Below are 19,882 nucleotides of genomic sequence, written 5' to 3'. Positions count from 1 at the left end.
GTCGACACACGGATTTTCAGTCCGTTGCTCTACCAACTGAGCTACCCCGGCACCGTTCGAGCCAATTTACGAAAACGAATTCAAAAGGTCAAGGTAGAAGGGCCGGGATTTATCCCGGCCCCCCGTGTTTACTTTATTATATGCAGCCAGTCGCCAAGCAGATACTGTATTCTGCCTATGAGCAGGCTGATTCGGCCCATAACGGTAAATCCGAAAGTAGCGCCGAAACCGAGCATGATTATCCAGATACCTATTTTTGAACCTGTGCCGAAGAACAGCCCTTTATGCGGTTTGGAGAAGAAGAAGTAGATCAGTGCCGCTAGTGTTCCAAAAATCAGTACGATATTTCCGAATACTACATGCCATGGCATTCCCGACTGATAGAACGGCTGCATGGCAGCCTCGAGCTGTCTTAAAACGTCGGTCTTCATGGTCAACGGAAAACTCACACCCATAGCTGTTCCCATGAGAAATGCTATCGGATATCTGGAAAGCCAGGCTATACCGGGTATGAACCTGGTTATGTAAAGAATACCGAGGATGGCTGGAATAAGAAGAATCCAGTGGTTTCCGCTGAGCAGGGGCTCTATCAACCTCGGCTTCAGAGTTATTTCAAAAGTAATCGCCATCGTGTAACCAAGCGATATTCCAACAACAAGATGTTCAGCGAGGCGATATACAGGGTTTTCCTTATAAAGGAAGGAGTAGATGGCAAGGGTAAAGAAAGCTCCTATCCAGATCCCTATCGTTTCGTACATTTTCTACCCCCTTCCCTTCAATTTAGTCTTCTTGTTAAAACCCCCGGCGAAGAAAGCGATATTGCCCATGATTATAAGCAGGATTATCAGCAGATGCGCAGCTGACTGAACATCCATTCCTGTGAATGCCTTGCCGGTGGTTTCGGTTATTCCGTTTTCAAAAAGCAGGACCTCGTATTCCGCCGCGCCACGCAGGCCGCCCATCTGGCCGATTATCTGGCCGGACTGAATGTAAGGATAGTAATCGGTTGCCATAACTGCTGTCACCCCGAAGGCAACAGGGAGACCGATCTTCTCCCTTCCATAGACTATCCAGGCCCTGCAAGCGCTTGAGCCAGCTGTTGTTAGAGCTAGATCAATCTCCCGCAGGCTCTTATGCTCTCTGAGCATCGGCATTTCACTCAGTGGATTGCCGTAGGTGTCCTGTGGATACTGAGCCTCGATAGAAGCGGTCATTCCAAGAATAACAAGGCTGAAAACGGGCGCATAACCTAGTAATGCGAAATCCCTGCCTTCGAAAACCCATCCGGAGGCATTTTCAGGAAGTTCATTTCCATCGTTTTCCCACGCGGCAACCAGTTCATCCTTGTCCGTTATTCCGGCTTCCCTGAAATCAGCCCATTCTTCGAATGATACTCTCTGGTAGAAAACGGAAAGCGCAGGATTGGTTACGTAATCCAGTGCCCCTATAGCCATACCGTGGCCAAGGGGAGGGTAGGCTGTCATGAAAACAGGTACATCGTTATAGAATGCATGTCTCATAACCGCCACAGCCATGGGCGTATTCTCAGCCTGAGTTCCGGGAGCGTAATCGAAACTTATGAATATAGCATCTTCTTTATCCAGTTCATTGACGTAATCGAAAATGCTTTCAACTTCCGTAGTGGTGGTTATCGGCATTCCTATTCCCACCAGGAACGGAATAATCGATACAACACCTATTGCAAGGAAGATCCAGCGCCGATCAATATTAAGCATCTTTCCCCATATATTCACAGTGCCACCTACTTCCCTGCTCCGCCGAGCCAATTACGCTCGACGCCGAATATTATTTTAAGGTTTGTAGCCAGTATGCCGAATCCAACTCCCAGCATAATTGCCCGTTTAGCAGCAAGGTTGGGATAGCGGAGAATCCAGAGTCCTGTTTCCGGCAGCCATCTGCCGAATATCTCTCCTATAGGAACCTGACCCAGCATTACAACCACCGCAGCAAGAAGCAATACCGTGGCAAGGGCGGATTTCGCCCTGAACGCCCGGAATGCGGCGCTTGCTATATAAAAAGCAAGCAGACTGAACATGGTTGACTGAATGGGAACCTGGATATGCATAAAAAAGAAATGGAAAACACTCGGATTGTCCATTCCTCCGCCAAGTGATTGAGGCCAGACATGAGCGAGAAGCGGCATTGCGTAAAGCGGTATTAAAACAGCCCAGCTGTACTGCCAGTTTTTGGCCTTCCTGCGTATTTTGTGAGAATGCACCCTTGTAAGGCTTCCAACTCCGAGTACCAGAGCGAAGGCTCCAACAATTGGTGCCCATTGCGTGTAGTTGTTGAACACGACCTGTGAGTACTGGTGGGGAACAAAGTACTGAATCATCATCAGTATTCCGCCCACCATGACTATCATAAGCGGAACAGTTCTTTTCACTGTTCAGACTCCTTTCCGGTGGGCTAATCCACTACTGGCATGGTTATAATATGACGCACCCATTCGAGGGTGTGTGTTCCTGCAATAAGATCAACTATTCCCAGCAGCAAAGCCAGTGTAACGAAACCCATGATTATTGCCTTACAGGCATCCTGTCCCTTTACAGCACCAACCTGCTTTGGCTCACGACCAAGGTATGCGCTGGCCGCATAAAGTTCCTCGCCTATAAGTGTATAGTCACAGGTGGTTATGAAGAACGGCAACTGGGTAACTGCATCTGTACCGGCTATCTGAATGGCTCCGGACAGGGAACCCGTCTCTGCCAGAAGGAGTGATTCTGCCCAGAACATGCCAAGGTAAAAGTTCGTTGCCGGCGTTTCCCTCATCATTATACCGTTGACAGCTGCCACGAAAGCGAACTGGCTGGTGGTAACAAAGAAAACCGAGTCCGGATCGTATGCGTCGGGCCGGCCAGCCTCAAGGTAGGCCTGCTTAACGACTTCGTCGGCAATTGTGTAAACGATTGGATCTCGGTTGGGAACCATCAGAGGGGTCTGATACTGAGCTATCTTCTTGGCCACTCTTCCCAGGATAGTCAGACTTGCAATTGTCGCAACATCCTCGATATAAGACAACCCGGGTACGTAAAGAATTGGCCTCCCCATTTCGGTTGCACGGCCGATGGCCTCATCAATTGCCTCGATACCGGCAATTGGCCTGAGATACATTTTCGCACCCTTCTGTGCCTTCCCGAAATAGTAGAAGATAAGGAACATGAACACTGCTGCTGCAATAAGCACCCTGGTTTTCCCTGTATGGTAGATTTCACCCACTGAAGCAATTTCAGCATTGCATATAGGACCGAAATACTCGTTTTCATCTATAGATACAGAGGCAACTCTGTATTCGTACAGGGTTCCCGGTTCTATCGGGTATTCAGGATCGTAGCCGTCAATGAATTCATAAGGTTCATCTTCAGGAATCATCTTGATAAGACTCCAGGCATCTTCACTCACATTGCCAAACTCACGTCTGTAAACATTGTAGCAGAAAATACCTTCGGAATTCGTAGCAGGTTCAAACGAAACAATAAGCTGGTCTCCAGCATCATTTGGTTTGTTCTGTACGGTAACAATACCTGGTATATCCAGACCGGGATCGGGTTCTTCCAGCTGCTCTCCTTCTGCTGGCTGCAACTCCGTTTCATTTGCCGAGGGCGAATTATCAACTGGTGTCAAAATTTCGTCATCGCCCTGAGCAACTGACAGAGAAGGCAACAGAAGGAGAATCATGAGAACTGGAATTCCTATCCAGTTTTTCCGCATGGATCCACCTTTCATTTTAATGTTGTTTTCTATTATTCGAAGAATTCGTTAATCTTGCGGGCCACTTCTGCCCCCACCCGTTTTGAAGCGGCTGCGCTTCCAGCTCCAATGTGGGGCGTAGCAACCGTTCTTTCAAATTCAACAAGTGGGTTTCCTTTGGATGGTTCCTCTTCGTAAACATCAACTCCCGTGGCGAATACCTTCCCGGATTCCATAGCTTCCAGCAGGGCAGTTTCGTTAATCGTACCTCCCCTGGCACAGTTCACTACGATTACTCCATCCTTCATCATGTCGAACTGAGGAGTATCAAGAAGGTAATGTGTTTCTTTGGTATGGGGTATATGGAGACTTACGAAGTCGGATTCTTTACATAGTGTATCAAGATCAACTTTCTGCGCGCCTTCTGCTTCATCAATAAAGGGATCGTAAAAAATGACTTTCATCCCGAATCCCTTTGCCCTTTTAGCCACTTCCTGTGAAATGCGTCCGTATCCGATAAGGCCGAGGGTTGAATGCCAGAGTTCTTTGCCTTTGCCGTACGCTTTCTTGTTCCACTCACCTTTTTTCATAGTGCAGTTCGCGGGACCCAGAAAACGGCTGCATGCCAGCATGTGCGCTATTGCAAGTTCGGCTACCGCGACGCTGCTTGCGGAAGGAGTATTCTGTACCGAGATACCCAGTTCAGCAGCGTCATCAAGGTCGATGTTATCAAGCCCGACGCCTCCACGGACTATCAGCTTGAGATTTCCCCTGGCCGCCTTTTCGAGAACGGGTTTTCTAACCTTTGTAGCGCTGCGAACAACCAGAGCGTCGAACTGGGGAGCTGTCACCAGAAGTTCTTCAGGGGACATTCCTATTTTTTCAACAACTTCGTGCCCACCGCTGCGGATAGCCTCAAGGGCATCTTCAGCAACTGCGTCACAGATAAGTACTCGAGCCATTTATTTCCTCCTGTCTCAATTATTTGAATAAGAATTTGTACCATAATCCAAGATATATTGCATACTACAGATGCTCAGGATTCAAGTCAATAACACGGGGGGTTTCAAAGAGTTCATCCGTTCGTTGGAATGCGATTCATTACAAGTATTCTCCGCGCTTTTTCAGTAATTTCAAATGCCGTAAGACCGAATCTTTCCATTACTTCGGTTGGAGATCCACTGGTGCCGAAGCTGTCCTGAACTGCTACAACGCCCATCTTAACAGGCATCTCCAGCGCCAGAGTCTCCGCTACGGCCCCGAACAGGCCGCCCGTTACCTGATGATCTTCGGCTACGATAACGGCTCCTGTCCTGGCAGCCTGCTCCTGCAGAAGCTTTTTGTCCAGCGGTTTAACTGAAACCATGTCAATCACTCCCGCCGAAATACCTCTATCCTTTAATATTGATGCGGCTTCAAGGGACGAACTCACCATCGCTCCGCATGCGACCAGGGTTACATCGTTACCTTCCCTGAGCAGATTCCCTCTGCCTATCTCCACCTGTTCATCAATACTGTAAACCTGCGGAACCGGATTTCTTCCGAAGCGAATATAAACTGGTCCGTCAACATCCAGAGAAGCGAGAACAGATGCTCTTGTCTGATTGGAGTCAGCCGGTACGAGAATCTTCATATTCGGAAGCACACGCATGATGGCCACGTCCTCAAGGGCCTGATGTGTCGCTCCATCTGGTCCTACACTTATTCCGCCATGGGCGCCGGCTATCCTTACTTTCAGATTCATGTAGCAGATGCTTGTTCGTATTTGATCCCATGCTCGGCCGGCAACGAATACACCGTACGTTCCAACGAATGGTATAAAACCCTCAAGAGCAAAACCGGCAGCTTCGCCCAGCATATCCTGCTCACTTACTCCAAGGTTAAAGAACCTGCCCGGGAATTCCTCTCCGAATGAAGAGCTGCCTATAGACCGCGAAACATCACCCTCGATAACTACAACGCGGCTATTCTCTCTTCCTGCCTGCAGTATTCCCTCAACGTAGCCTTCCCGCGTTGGTTTTAGATCTTTCATGAAAGGCCTCCCTGTATCTCCTTCACAGCTGCAGCGTATTCATCCTCATTCGGACATCTGCCATGCCATTTGCAGTTACCCTCCATGAATGAAACACCTTTCCCTTTCACCGTATCGGCGATAATAACCGACGGGAAAGAGGTTTCCCGGCAGTGTTCAAATGCCTTCTCGATAGATGGGAAGCTGTGTCCATCGGCTACGATCACATCCCATCCGAATGCCAGCCATTTATCGGCAAGAGGTTCTATCTCCATGACTTCGGAAACGGTTCCATCCAGCTGCACACGGTTCCTGTCTACAATCGCTGTAAGATGGTTCAGATTGTAATGAGATGCGGTCATTGCCGCTTCCCAGACGCTTCCTTCCTGGAGTTCTCCATCTCCCAGCAGACAGTAAACGCGGCTCTTTCTTTTATTCAGCCTTATCCCGTGGGCTATGCCACAGGCTATTGGAAGACCATGACCGAGACTGCCCGTGGAGGCATCAAGCCCTGGAAGGTCGATCATGTTCGGATGCCCCTGGAGTCTGGAACCCAGTTTTCTGAAGGTCAGAAGCTCCGAAGGATCAAAATATCCCCTTCTGGCAAGAACGGAGTACAGGGCGGGACATGCGTGACCTTTCGAGAGAACGAATCTGTCTCTCTTCTTCCAGCGTGGCTCACCTGGACGGATATTCATTACATTCCAGTAAAGCTCAACAAGTATCTCAATCGCTGAAAACGACCCGCCGGGATGACCGCTTCCAGCACATCGAATCATCTCAAGCACATCCAGTCGAACCCCCAGGGTCAGGTCTTGCATCCGGGCATTATCTATCATTTATTATCTCCTATTAGAAAGAAACTGCCTCTCAATCAAGGTCTTGTACTGAACCTTTCTGCTTTAGAATTGGAATAGGCACATACCCTGTTACCAATGTTTTGGGTTCGTCAAATCCAAAATCGACGGTTATTCTCCATTCGGATCCTGATTTCACAACCTTTTTCACCAGTCCTCTGCCGTATCGAGGATGATTGATAAGATTTCCCCTGCTGTAGACCAGAGCGCTTTCATCCGTTTCTTCGATGTCGTCTCTTCCGTTTGCAAATACCTTCCCGACAGGCGGTATTCTATTTTCCCCACTCGCGATTTCGTTTATGAATCTGGACGGACCCGATTGCGAAACGCCGCCCCTTCTCCTGTTAATTGCGCAAGTCAGCACAAGCCTCTTCTGGGCTCGAGTCATTCCTACATAAAGCAACCTTCTTTCCTCTTCCATATCGGAGGGAACGTACTCTCCAGGCCTGATGAAAGGCAGCATACCCTCCTCAAGCCCCGCGATGAAAACAGTATTGAATTCAAGGCCTTTCGCGCAGTGAAGGGTCATGAGAGCTATTTTACCACTGTTTTCGCCCTCGTACTCGTCAACTGTGGTTGCCAGACTGATCTCGGTCATGAAACCCGGCAGGCCTCCGCCTGGTACAGCCTGATCGTATTCCGATACACTTTTTCTGAACTCGGCAATATTCTCAAGTCGTGATTGATCCGTAATATCTTCAGTATCGTACTGTCGGGCTAAACCTGTACTATCAAGAAGACCGTCAACTATTTCGGATACTGATATCCCTTCTGCAACATTTCCTTCGGCCAGTCTGAACCATTCTCCAAGACTTTTCAACTCCTTCGAAGCCCTCGAAGCGATTCCGCTTATATTATCTGAAATGAACATGGCATCCATGGGATCAAGTTTCTTCGAATCCACAAAGTCAAAGAAGGCCGCTCTCCCTTTCCTCCCAAGACCTCGAGGGGGTTTATTGATTATCCGTTCAAGACTTAGGCGGTCATCATGGTTGATGAGAACCCTCAGGTAAGCAATTATATCCTTGATCTCCATCCGTTCGTAGAATCTCTGCGATCCCACAACTTCGTAGTTGATTCCATGTTTTCTGCAAGCTGTCTCGAGCTGGCGTGACTGGGCATTTGTTCTGTAAAGAACAGCTATGCATTCGCGCGAAAGTGAACTGTCCTCAACGAGTTCCCTTATCTCCCCAAGTATCCATTCCGCCTCTTCGATTTCATTGTAAAGAGATCTAACCTTTATTGGAAGTCCTGCTTCCTGCCTTGTCCAGAGTGTTTTACCGTGTCTTTTTCTATTATGATTTACCAGTGCAGATGCCCCGCGAAGGATATTGCCTGTCGATCTGTAATTCTCTTCCAGCCTAATAATTCTGGTGCCCGGGAAATCCTTCGAAAACTCCAGAATGTTCTCAACACAGGCTCCTCTCCATGCGTATATGGATTGATCATCATCACCTACAACGCACACTCCAGCTCCATCTTTGGAAAGTTCTTTCAGAAGCTCGTGCTGAACCCTGTTCGTATCCTGATATTCATCTATCAGGATATATGAGAACATCGAAGAATAGAGTCTTCTGGTGTCATTATCTTGACGGAATACTCGAAGAACGCCTGTCAATAAATCGTCAAAATCGAATGCGCCTGAAGCTTTCAGCCTTTCCTCATATTTAAGATAAACCCCTGCCAGATCAATCTCCCTCTGACCTTTCGCATGCTGCATTGCTTCCTCTGCGGATATGCCTTCATTCTTGCTACTTGAGATATATCCTTTAGCAAGGCCGGGAGTGATTTTCGTTGATGAATCAATATTCTTCAGAAGCCTTCTAATAAGAGTTTTTTGATCATCTGAATCGTATATGGTGTAATTTTCGTTGTATCCCAGGTGGTGGGCTTCCCGCCTGAGGATCCAGGCACAGACGGAGTGGAATGTTCCCATTCGAATCCTGGAACCCCTCCCAGGAAGAATGCTGTTCACCCTCTCCCTCATCTCCTGAGCTGCCTTATTGGTAAATGTCATGGCAAGAATCTCCCATGGTTCTGCATAACCTTTTTCAATAATATCGGCTATTTTGGCGGTAAGAACCCTTGTCTTGCCGCTGCCGGCTCCTGCAAGAACAAGAAGAGGTCCATCGGTATAGTCTACGGCCTCTTTCTGTCTGGAATTCAGTTGGTCTACAATCATAAGTTATTTCTAATTGGAAAGAATATTGCTTCCTTTTAACTTGCTAGATAAAAAATACATGATTTCTAGGAGATTATCAAATGCAGAAACCTGGATTAAAAAACTGGCTGCTTATCACTCTCTTTGTGATATTCATTTCGGTTTTTACTCTTGAGGTACTGCCGGTCTGACCCCCTCCCTGATCGGTCGTAGAGAGTAAATTATGATCCAGGAAATGAGCAGGCAACTGGTTGACCCCTCCAGTTGCCTGCACTAATATCCGCATACAAATTGTGACATCAGTGATTAAAAGATTCAACTATCTCTACGCTTCTGCTGCATCCCAGTCTTTTAGCTCCCGCTTCTATCATTGCAAGAGCATCCTCCAGGGTTCTTATTCCTCCCGAAGCCTTTACACCCAGTTCTTCGCCTACAGCATTCCTCATAAGAACAATATCCGCGACCGTAGCTCCCCCTGCGGCAAAACCGGTAGAGGTCTTCACCCAGGAAGCGCCGCTGTCCATCGCGATTCTGCAGGCAAGCACTTTCTCACTGTCGGTAAGAAGACAGGTTTCAAGAATTACCTTAACCGGCCTTCCCGCTGATTCGCGTACAACACTCTGAATGCAGTCTGCTGTTTTTTTCGTATATCCGCTCTTTAGGTATCCTATGGGCAAGACCATATCCAGCTCACCGGCTCTATTACTTACTGCCCTGGCAGCTTCTTCAGCCATGCAGTTGGTCGCACCGAGAGGGAATCCAATAACTGAACAGACAACAGGTTCATAATCACCCAGGATATCTGAAGCCAGCGGCACCCATATCGGGTTAACACACGCGGAAGCGAATCCGTATTGGATTACTTCCCTACACAGCTTTTCAATATCATGCGAAACCGCCTGGGGCTTCAGAAGTGTATGATCTATAATGGATGCAAGCTCTGATCTGGTCAACGTTATCCTTCCCGCAGGAACAGCAGGTTTATCCTGCCTGGATCGATAGTCATGGAATCATCACTGAAAACAATCCGTCCGTTAACAGTAACCCTTACAGGCTGTTCTCCTTCGGGAAGTCTGAGGCGCAAAACAAATATCTGGGAGGGCAAAGTCAGCCATGCTCTAAGATCAGCCCGCTCGGTAGCGGCGCCTATAATACTAAGCAGGATGCCTGTAACCTGTGATATGCCGCTATTCTCTTCCGTAAGCTCCTCTACGAGCTGTTCTCCGGCCTCAGTCACACCAGCCTTAACAGCCAGTCTGGCAATAGCTCTCGCAATATCACGTCCAGCCTGATCCTCAAGGTTTTTTCTGGCTATACCCGCAAGATCCTCGGCAAGAAATCCACTGGTCTGGGTTCTTCCGGAAGAAAGTACAACCGACCAGGATTCTCGCCGTTTGTTCGCAATAGCCGGCAAAGAGACTCGGTAAATTCTGTCATTGAAAATAAAAGTGTAGGATTTCTCGGTCCGGGAAGGAATCATCCCCGCCTCCAGAATAACAACTACTTCGCCATGATTCGAATCGGAGCCTTCGTCTTCCCAACTCACTTCAGGCCATTGAGAGGAATAATTCTGAAATACCGACTGCATTCCGAGTTCGCTTGAAAGTCTCAGAATATCGGATTTTACCCTTGAAGGCGCAGAAATCCCGTAATCTACCGCATAGGAAGAATCGTATACAGCTGCACTGTTCCTGTAAGCTATCAAAGCATTGTTGCGATCTCCAGCCTTTTCGTACAGAATCCCCATAAGGTATCTTACAAAGGCATCATCACTGTACCTGTTCCTGTTTTCCTTGTAACTCAGGTTGAGTGCTCGAAGTTTGTCATTCACCCTTCTGCATTCAACCAGGGCATCCTCCATGTTGTTTTCCGAGGCATAACATGCGGCCAGGCAATAATTTAGGAAGACTTTTTCGTAATCGGCTCCACGGAATTCAAGAGCAAGATCATTGCTCAGGAATGATCCTATTTCCTGACCCAGTTCAATACCCCGCTGCTGATCGCTCAATCTGTCCGCCTGAAGCAACAGATTCTCCGCTACAGGAAAGTTACCGGAAAGCCGCATCAGATTGCCCAGTTCCATAAGGTAAAGAAGTCTGTTCCTGCCGGTAGAATCGGTGAAATTCTCCCTGAACTCCTCAATAGCAAGCTCTGGATTGTCCATCCTGAGACTTGAGGTTACGGGCCTCATTTCATTTGTGTAATCCGTTGCGCAACCTGATATCATGACCGCGGCCACAATTGCGGTAAAAATACACGAATACAGTAGTCTGATCATAGATCTGCTATCTCCGTATCTGGGATGTTCATTCAGAACTCAGCATTGTTCTATGGCTTTTCTACCACTCGATCATTTTCTTGATCTCGAGACTTCCTATCCAGGATTTAAGTGCTGTTTCAACATCGATAAGTTCCAAACTGATCTGATAGTAGATACTCCTGGTACTACCTTCTTCATCAACTATTGATCCTATGTTACCGGTCATCACGAAGTCTGCGCCGATCTCCCGACCGAACGAGGCGGCGGTTTCGGGTGACGAGAAAATGGTCTGATCTTCTCTTTCTGATCTGACTTCTCCTCTGCTCGCTCCGCCTGCAGCTATTTGAATTTCACCGGACTCAAGAAAAGCCTGTTCTATAGCGTTCATAAAGATACTTGTGTTAATATGCTCCGAGCTCTCGTTGTAGATACCACCAACGACAATTACAGGCTTGGATGCGTGATCTCCCCTGCTACCCACGGATGCGAATTCTACAAGCCATCTACCATCGAGACACTGGGCAATCATCGAATCAGCTACCATACGAGCATCGGTTTCGTTCCAGTAACCGCTGAGGTCGGTAACCGTATCAGGATCGGTTCTAGTAACTTCACGGCCTCCGCAACCGGCAATGAGTGCTACAGCGGCAACAGTCACAAAGATTTTAGATGCGGTGTTCATATTTTTCCTTTCAGTTTCAGTTTCTACTCAGTTCAATCCAGGGTATGGGTACTACTCCCCGAAAAATAACATTGTAATATCCGCTCTCTCTCAAAGCTGTACCCTCTACAGGAAGATCAAGCGGTTTGAAAATCAATGCGTATGGAGATTGCAGATCTGCAATTGAATCGGGGGGCTGATTCCATGCATCTCTTGTCCATTCCCACATTATTCTTTCCTCCGGAGTTTGATTTTCAGAGAACATGGCAAGCCCCGCTGGAGATGTTCCTATAACTCCGGAAAGGGTCATCGATATAAAATCCGAGTAGGTGTCCATGACTTCCCAGGTATCTTCAAGCCCTATTATGTCAGCTGAAGTCGCAGCAGTAATCTCCGCCCTTGAGGGAAGCCTCTTTCCTGTATCATTCAGGTAAAGCCTTGCGGCATCGAATGTGATTGAAGTAGCCGGAATATCGAAGCAACCGGTCTGAACGGTAACACCGGTTACACCGCCCTGCGTATTTTTGTAAATGACCCATGGCGTATATCTGATGAAGATAATATCTTTGAAATCCTCACCCATATTCTCACCTGGCATCAGCAATGCTTCCTGTCCGGTCAGGTATACAGGAACCTGATCAACGTAAGATATCTCCCGGGCAAGCCAGTCAAGGATGTCCCTGCTGATGACAGGCTCCGAATCGATGAAAAATGGACCCACAGAAATGCTATCTCCATCAATCATTACAACTGAAGGGCCAACGTACTCCATCCCCTGTGGGGGTTGGGGAAGACTGCACTCAGTACAGAAATCTCCATTGTTTTCTGTCCCGCATTCAGGGCAGGTCCATGCTAAAACAAATGACACAAAAACCAATAGAAGAAATATTGTTTTCAAACCTGTGTTCCTCCGCGTTATTTCATGAAAAATACTGTCTGTTAAATTGAATATACCTGATTCCCATCAGAATTCAGCCCCGATAGTAACATTCTGTTCAGGTTTACGGGAAATACCATGAAGATCTGTACGCCACGCAATATCATGCTTCAGGAGAAAGAAGCCGAGATTGAATCTGTATCCGATTCCCAGTCCCATCTTCAGGTCATCCAGATGAAAACCTCCTGCAGAGGAAGCTCCATGAAAGCGGGAAATGTCATCAAGGGCAAAGCCAAGATCAAAAAACAGAACACCTCTTCCATTTCTGATGACAAGAGGAAGGGGCGCATCAAGTGCCAGTGTATTCACAAAAGGGACTCTTAACTCAGCCGAAAAGATGCCGTATCTGCGTCCTTGAATACTGGCATAATCGTATCCCCTCAGTATGTCACCGTAATTCGTATAGAAGCCAAGAAGCTCTTCTATGGTTTCAACTTCCCCCCATAACAACCTGTGAGGCATCGCTCCGCCAAGGAAGAAATTCTGCGCATCGGGACCCCAGCTTGTTCCACCCGCCAGCCTTGTGGCAAATGTTACTCTTTGTGACACCCAGAGGTAATTTCTCAAATCGAAAAGCATCGTACTATAACCTGCAGATCCTGAGATAGATGGAGCATACTCCCCCACAACACTGAATCTGCTTCCTACCCGCGGTCCAACACTTCCCCATAGAGCATTGTCGAAAATAATCGCGGATTGCAGTGAGATTATATCCTCATCAAGGTCTGTAGTAGAATTCCAGGTTCCGGTACGACTCAAATGCCGGTAAACCAGTGCTCCATCAATTCTTAATGATGGGCTGAACGGATATCTGGCAACGGCGAATCCCCCCGTATCGATGTCTCTGACTTCTTCACGATGGTCATCGGCAAATTTGAATAGACATCTGTATGATTCCCGCATAAGGCCGAAGCCATAATCGATACGATGAGGCAGATAACAGTAATAAACGGCCAAATCAACATCACTGAGACTGCCTCCGTTCAGGTTAGTATTAACAACAATCTGATGATGAGCCAGAATATCGCTGAAAATGATCTGCGTATATCCGGCAATACCAAGGTACGAGTCGTATGAGGCCCTTGCGCTGGCGTAATCCACGGTCAGTCTGGGGGTGTACGGGGATATACCGCATTGAAATTCATCATCAAGGCACTGAGTGGAAGTGTCATCAGATTCTGCGTCTTCATGAATAGGTTCAGCTGAAGCTGTCAACCGCTGTGATTCAGGACGTTCCTGACGTTCAGATATCTCCTCTGAAACCGGGATTGGGTAGTATTGCGGTACAAGCCTGTTTTCGGTCGCATCAATCGCATCATCGAATTCCCCATGTCCAAACGTGGCAACTCTCCTGTCCGTGATATCGTATGCGAGAAAAACCCCGGTTCCAGTCCAGTCACTGGATACGAAGGTTAATATATCGGAAGAATCAGCCCAGGATAATGAATTGATGGTTCGGTAAAGGGCCGTAAGACGAACGATCTCATCTGTGGAGTTCTGCAACATGTAAAGATCAGGATAACCGTTCATGTCCGAGAGAAACAGTATACCATCCGGAACGCTGATAGGATATCTGATTTCAGAGGAATCAGCAAAAATAGTCCTGCGTGTTCCATCAAGGGCATACTCAATAATTCTGGTCTCACCTTGGCTGGATTCTACAGCACACAGAATTGCGTCATCGTTCCAGGAGAGGTCTCTTTCTCCCAATATATCATCGCTGATCTGAGACAGTTCCCGTTCTCTTATATCCCAAATGTAGATATTCAGTTGACTGTTGATCATACCTGAAAATCCGATATACCTGCCACAGGGTGACCAGATAGGATCCCGGATCAGATCCATCTTAAATGGAAGATCCTCGCGCTCTCCATCTGAACAGATAATCAGTTTATCCTCCGAGATATACTGTGTGGCAATGATTATTGAGTCAGTAGTTGGAGAAAAGCTGCATATCCTATACATGGGTGAGACTGAAGCATCCATAATCCCACCCGAGACGAACGGTCTGCTTTTTACTTCACCTGTTATGGCAGATCTGACGGTTACTGCCATATGAGCGTGATGGTACTCGACTCCTGCAAGAAGATTTCCATCGCTGGAAATTATCGGGTTGATCTGCACAATCCGTTCGTTATCATTGCAGATGGGATTTGCTATATCATCGGGACTTTCTCCGTACACCAGTTCTGACCAGTATCTTTCACGGGCCCATTCCAGGAATTTTTCACTGAACTGAGCCATAGACATGTTAAATACTGCTTCAAAAGGATCGCCAGAGCGTTGCTGATCGTTAGATGAAACGTTTGATTCCATGCCCGAATGAGAAGCTCTTCTATTGCGGGAGTTGATACAATGAACGAATTCCTTGTACTTATCTTCACCGTACCGTTCGTTCATAAAATGGTAGATAGCCTGCCCTTCTCGATAAACCAGGTAGTCCGTTCTTCTCGAAAGCTCTTCAATGGGAACGATCTGATTTGAAATGACCATATCTCTGAATTCAGCCTCGGAAGCAGCGTCCCAGCCAAGGGAAGTGTATTCGGCAAGACCTTCCATCACCCAGAGAGAAGTCCCTCCAGTAAGAATGTTAAACAGGGAACGTCTATAAATCATATCGAATATGAAAGCGTGGTTCAACTCATGTGCAACCACATGTCGGAATTCGGACCAGTAGCCGGTAAAAGGCACAACTATCCTGCCTTTGTAGAATTCTGTAAACCCACCGACAGCCTGTGGCATTTCGTAGGGATTGATATCGGTTTGCCTGAAATCACCGGGTGAGATATACAGAATTATCGGTATCGGTTCCTCAGGCATATAATTAAAATCCTCAGACAGTTTAAGCAGTTCTCTTTCTGTCTGTACAAGAAGGGTTTCCGCCGGAATTTCTCCACCCTGAGGAAAATAAATCGTAAAGTGCCTGCCCTGAATCTCCCACCATTCCTGCTCCCCTATCTGTACTTTGCTTCGACCGTAGGAAGTTGCAAAACAGATGGAGAATAAAACAGGAAGAAGAATTATTATCGATTTTCTCATCTAACCTCCTGAAAACACTGTTCAAACAGCCATAGTTCGACTATACTGCCATGGTTCCCGATAGAACAGGAGAACAATGAGAATATACAGAATTGCCGTTCTGCTGATGGCCCTGCTACTTAACTTGACATCCTGTAACGAGCCCGATTCATATAGTGCAATTTCGGAGAACAGCAAGCATGATCTTCAGGAATGGGCAGGAACCCTCGCCAGGTACTGGGTTTTTAAAGCTGATGACAGTCTTCGACCTGACAGGCCGGAAGACACTGATCTTCTGTCTCTTATACAGTCCTGCGAATCGAATCCTGAATCTTGGGCTTACCTTTACAGCTGCATTGCAGACACTATCGCAATCCTTGATCCTCCGTCCCCATCGTGTCAGCAGTAAGCAAGCCAGAAACAATTCATATTTCTTCACGAAAGAAAAATACTTATTGATTGTGTGATATCTCCCGATTGAAAATTCGCGCTATTTTTGATGTTGCATTGAAAGGATATTGTGCGTATTTTTTCTTATGATTTCATACTAATTTTTGGAGGTTGTTCTGCTTAACGTAATCCCGCGTCCAATTCAGGAACTTTATCTCAACGGCAGAAATTCAGTGGTTGGTAATGGTGTTGTTCTGCACGCAGACATTTCAGGCTTCACTACTATTGCTGAATCTCTGGTTGTACACGGTAAAAAGGGTGCTGAAATACTCTCCGGGATACTGAACAGGATATTCTCAAAGGCAGTCGATGTGATATACCGCAACGGCGGAATAATCGCCGAATTCGAAGGTGATGCCATAATTGCCGTTTTTCCTCCAGACAGGCCTGAAGCTGCCTATCATGCAGCCACCGGTCTCGAACGGTACTTCGAAAAGAAATATCTCTGGAAATCTGATATCAGCCAATGGTCCGTTTCAGTCAGAATGTCCCTGTCCCACGGACAGATTGAATGGGGCATCATTGGAAAGGATTTGCTGGCTTATTTCATTAAAGGTTCCGCTCTTGAAGCGGCTGCTGCACAGCTTTCTACCACATGCAAACCTGGAACTATAGGAATCCATCCCAGCTACTCGAATTTCGTAAGAAAGAAATGTGACAGATCACCAGAAATGCTTACGGGCATCACTTCCATAAAAGAAAGGCCTCTTTCAATTCGAATACGCAAGAAAGTTGCTTCGAAATTTGTCTCAGACAACATATTATCGAGCAAACTAACCGGTGAGTTCAGATCGGTGATTCCAGTGTTCATTAACATCAAAAGCTGTGATAATGCTCGTTTTCGTGAATGTGTATCAATTGTTCTTTCAACCGCATCCGATTATGGCGGAGAACTGAATGGGTTGTATTGCTCAAATCCTGAATATTCAACTGCTCTTGTTCTTTTCGGTGCTCCCGTCTCATGGGAGAACAATACTTCAAGGGCTTTTGATTTTTCGCTGAAACTGCGGAATGATCTTGACAATTCCATACGTGTAGGAATTTCTGAGGGAACAGTCTATGCAGGCATTACCGGTAATTCCAGAAGATGCAAATACTCTGTATACGGCGACACTGTGAATACTGCAGCCAGACTGTTATCAAAAGCTGAATTCGGTGAAATTCTGGTAACAGAAAAAGCAATTCAGAACAGGAAACAGCAGTATGGTTTCTCAGACACGGAATACTGGTTACCCAGGGGAAAAACGGATGATATTCTAATCGGCAGACTGAGCGATCTCAAGAACTCTGGAATCAGAAATGCTTTTCAGGGAAAAATGCTGGGACGCTCCTCTCAGATGGAAACTCTTCTCCGTAAAATACAAACTGTAGAACAGGGGAAATTCGCTGGAGTAGCAATGGTATACGGTGAAGCTGGTATGGGAAAATCAAGACTGCTTCTTGAAGCCTCACAGAAGTTTTCAACAAGCTGCCAGACGTATATCCTTAAAAGCGATGATATACTGAGACAGAGTCTTAACCCGTTTATCTATTTTCTCAAGGACCTTTTCCAGCAGAACGAAACAGAAAACAGGGCATATAACAGAGCAATTTTTGTAAATCGAATGAAACTCCTTATTGAAGAGCTGCAAGATACAGCATCATCAATGGACGACGAGATTCTTCTTGTAGAAATGGAAAGGGCAACCTCAATTATTGGTTCTATTCTTGGTTATTACTGGGAAGATTCTGTTTATTCAAAACTTGCTGCTGAAAGCAAATTCAACAATACCGCACTTGCTCTTAGAACGCTTGTTAAGGCTTTATCTCGAATAAAGCCCAGCATTTTCATCATTGAAGACCTGCACTGGATGGATAACGATTCGAAAAGAGTAATCAAAACGCTGACCAGGAATGTTGAAAATTATCCTTTCGTAATCCTCATTTCAAGCCGGTATTTCGATGACGGTTCAAAACCACCTGAACCTGTTGATGAATCTACGGATACGATCTCCCTTGACCTGACAGCTATTGACAGGAAAGCTGCCCGGAGAGTGATCGTAGACAGACTTGGAGCAGAGCCAGGCACAAAACTCGCGAACTTCATACTGACAAGTTCATCAGGTAATCCATTTTACATCGAGCAATTCTGCTTATATATGATGGAATCTGGTTTGCTTTCCGATAAGTCAGGCAGATATCGCTTTTCTTCAGGAAAGTACGACATTCCATCCGGCATTAAATCAATCCTGGTGGCGCGAATGGACAGACTTCCCAAAGATGTAAGAGAAATCCTTCAGACTGCCTCAATACTTGGTCAGGAATTCAATATTGATACACTGAAACTGATTTCTGAGAGTAAGAATAATCAGAAGCTTCTTGATGAAGGACAACGACTTCGACTCTGGTCACGTCAATCCAGTTCGGTTTTTGCCTTTAATCATGTCCTGTACAGGAACACCGCATATGGAATGGTACTTGGAAAGAATCTTCATAGACTTCATTCAAAGGCAGCAGAAGTTCTTATAGGGATAAATAAGAATAATCCGGAATTGGCAGCAGGTGAAATTGCATTACACCTTAAAGAGTCCCTTCAGTTATCGAGGGCTATCGAATGGGGCTGGAAGGCTCTATGCTATTCTATGGAATGCTACAGAAATAACGATGTTCTTGAATGGACCGACAGGCTGAAGGACTGGATGATGTCACAATCATCACCGGGAATCCGAAACGAACTCCTCCTTGATGTACTCCTGAAGAAGGATACTGTACTGCATTCCCTGGGCAGCCGACGGGAACAACGGGATAATATCGAACTGATGGCTTCAATCTGTAAGGAAGAATACTGGCCACATCGAACGGCCGAAGTGATCAAGGCAAGGGGAACTTTAGCATTGAGTACAGGTGATATTGATAGTGCTTTTAAACTGTTCAAAAAGGGGTTGAAAATCTCAAACGATTCATCAGATACCTCAATGCAAGGAAAGTTGTTCGGCAATATAGCAAATCTCTACTCCATGCAGGGTAAAAACATTGAAGCGAAAGAATACTACGACAAGGCACTTGAGGTGCATCGCATGCAGGGGAATCAAAGACAGGAAGGCGTAACCTTAGGTAACCTGGCCATACTCCTTAGAAGAAATGGAAATGAAGATGAAGCCAGAGAGTGCTACGAGAAAGCTCTTGCTCTGCACAGGAAAACCGGAAACAGGATCGGTGAGGGAAGAATTCTTTGCGGTCTGGGTCATCTGGAGGACGAACCGGAAGATGCTCTTGTCTACTACCGGGAAGCTCTGAAGATAAACCGTGAAATAGGTGACAGACGCAATGAAGCTATAATTTTAAGCAATCTTGGCCGAATAGAAACCATGCGGGACGAGTTTAGTAAGTCTGCAGAATACCTTGATCAGGCACTTCAGATACACCGACAGATCGATAACTCAGACGGCGAGGCTGACACCCACTGCCTGTTCGGTGAAATGTTCTACTTCATGCGAAAATGGAGCGAAGCAAGAGAGCATTTCAATACAGCCATAGAAATAAGCAGGAAAACCGGCAGTACCCGGCAGGAATGTATTTATCAGGGACTTCTTGGGCTCACCAATTTTGAAGATGGCAGTATCGAAGCTGCAGTCGACTCATACATCAAAACCTACAAACTGATAATGGATTTCCAATTTCCAAGTTCAATTGACGATTCCCTTGGAATACTCAGGGATAAGCTGCTCTCAGAAGGAATCATCAAGACAGAAATACCGTTCCCGGATCACTGGTAACCTAATTAATATATAAATTTTTATTAATAATATGATAATAATGCCCGGATGCAAGACCTGA

15 protein-coding genes are annotated in these 19,882 nt (G+C 46.4%); 2 read left to right on the top strand and 13 right to left on the bottom strand.

The features are described from left to right. Nucleotides 1-128 precede the first annotated feature (128 nt). The 13 genes from K8S15_07705 to K8S15_07645 all read right to left on the bottom strand — a co-directional run bounded on the left by K8S15_07705 (nucleotide 129) and on the right by K8S15_07645 (nucleotide 15,637). Nucleotides 129-758 (bottom strand): hypothetical protein, encoded by a 630-nt coding sequence (locus K8S15_07705; GenBank protein MCD4775922.1) that lies wholly within the window; start codon nucleotides 756-758, stop codon nucleotides 129-131. 3 nt (nucleotides 759-761) lie between these two features. After that, a complete protein-coding gene (locus tag K8S15_07700) occupies nucleotides 762-1,736 on the bottom strand; it encodes a hypothetical protein (GenBank protein MCD4775921.1) in 975 nt (324 codons plus the stop codon). A 26-nt stretch (nucleotides 1,737-1,762) separates the two neighbouring features. Next, a complete protein-coding gene (locus K8S15_07695; protein MCD4775920.1) occupies nucleotides 1,763-2,407 on the bottom strand; it encodes a hypothetical protein in 645 nt (214 codons plus the stop codon). A gap of 23 nt (nucleotides 2,408-2,430) precedes the next feature. After that, on the bottom strand, nucleotides 2,431-3,732 hold the full coding sequence (locus K8S15_07690) for a hypothetical protein (GenBank protein ID MCD4775919.1): 1,302 nt from the start codon (nucleotides 3,730-3,732) through the stop codon (nucleotides 2,431-2,433). Nucleotides 3,733-3,764: 32 nt separating this feature from the next. Continuing rightward, nucleotides 3,765-4,673 (bottom strand): D-2-hydroxyacid dehydrogenase, encoded by a 909-nt coding sequence (locus K8S15_07685; protein MCD4775918.1) that lies wholly within the window; start codon nucleotides 4,671-4,673, stop codon nucleotides 3,765-3,767. Between the two features lie 113 nt (nucleotides 4,674-4,786). Then, nucleotides 4,787-5,743, bottom strand: coding sequence for a transketolase family protein (locus K8S15_07680; GenBank protein ID MCD4775917.1), 957 nt, complete (start codon nucleotides 5,741-5,743; stop codon nucleotides 4,787-4,789). Next, nucleotides 5,740-6,561 (bottom strand): transketolase, encoded by an 822-nt coding sequence (locus K8S15_07675; GenBank protein MCD4775916.1) that lies wholly within the window; start codon nucleotides 6,559-6,561, stop codon nucleotides 5,740-5,742. Before K8S15_07675 ends, K8S15_07680 begins: the two co-directional genes overlap by 4 nt. A gap of 31 nt (nucleotides 6,562-6,592) precedes the next feature. Further along, a complete protein-coding gene (locus K8S15_07670) occupies nucleotides 6,593-8,761 on the bottom strand; it encodes a UvrD-helicase domain-containing protein (protein MCD4775915.1) in 2,169 nt (722 codons plus the stop codon). Between the two features lie 278 nt (nucleotides 8,762-9,039). Continuing rightward, nucleotides 9,040-9,693 carry a deoxyribose-phosphate aldolase gene (deoC, locus tag K8S15_07665; protein MCD4775914.1) on the bottom strand — a complete coding sequence of 218 codons (654 nt, stop codon included), beginning with the start codon at nucleotides 9,691-9,693 and terminating at the stop codon, nucleotides 9,040-9,042. Nucleotides 9,694-9,695: 2 nt separating this feature from the next. Next, a complete protein-coding gene (locus K8S15_07660) occupies nucleotides 9,696-11,018 on the bottom strand; it encodes a hypothetical protein (protein MCD4775913.1) in 1,323 nt (440 codons plus the stop codon). Nucleotides 11,019-11,079: 61 nt separating this feature from the next. Further along, nucleotides 11,080-11,682, bottom strand: a complete 603-nt coding sequence (locus K8S15_07655; protein ID MCD4775912.1) for a penicillin-binding protein activator LpoB — start codon at nucleotides 11,680-11,682, stop codon at nucleotides 11,080-11,082. Nucleotides 11,683-11,698: 16 nt separating this feature from the next. Further along, nucleotides 11,699-12,559: a hypothetical protein gene (locus K8S15_07650; protein MCD4775911.1), complete on the bottom strand. Its 861-nt coding sequence runs from the start codon at nucleotides 12,557-12,559 to the stop codon at nucleotides 11,699-11,701. A 66-nt stretch (nucleotides 12,560-12,625) separates the two neighbouring features. Next, nucleotides 12,626-15,637, bottom strand: coding sequence for a BamA/TamA family outer membrane protein (locus tag K8S15_07645; GenBank protein ID MCD4775910.1), 3,012 nt, complete (start codon nucleotides 15,635-15,637; stop codon nucleotides 12,626-12,628). Between the two features lie 76 nt (nucleotides 15,638-15,713). On the opposite strand from K8S15_07645, the gene K8S15_07640 reads away from it, so the two are divergent. After that, nucleotides 15,714-16,025: a hypothetical protein gene (locus K8S15_07640; protein ID MCD4775909.1), complete on the top strand. Its 312-nt coding sequence runs from the start codon at nucleotides 15,714-15,716 to the stop codon at nucleotides 16,023-16,025. A 214-nt stretch (nucleotides 16,026-16,239) separates the two neighbouring features. After that, nucleotides 16,240-19,821: a tetratricopeptide repeat protein gene (locus tag K8S15_07635; protein MCD4775908.1), complete on the top strand. Its 3,582-nt coding sequence runs from the start codon at nucleotides 16,240-16,242 to the stop codon at nucleotides 19,819-19,821. Nucleotides 19,822-19,882 lie beyond the last annotated feature (61 nt).

The organism is Candidatus Aegiribacteria sp. (assembly GCA_021108005.1).
GTDB lineage: Bacteria > Fermentibacterota > Fermentibacteria > Fermentibacterales > JCC-6 > Aegiribacteria.
The sequence above is the reverse complement of the archived record's forward strand: the minus strand, read 5'-3'. Positions and strand labels throughout refer to the sequence as shown.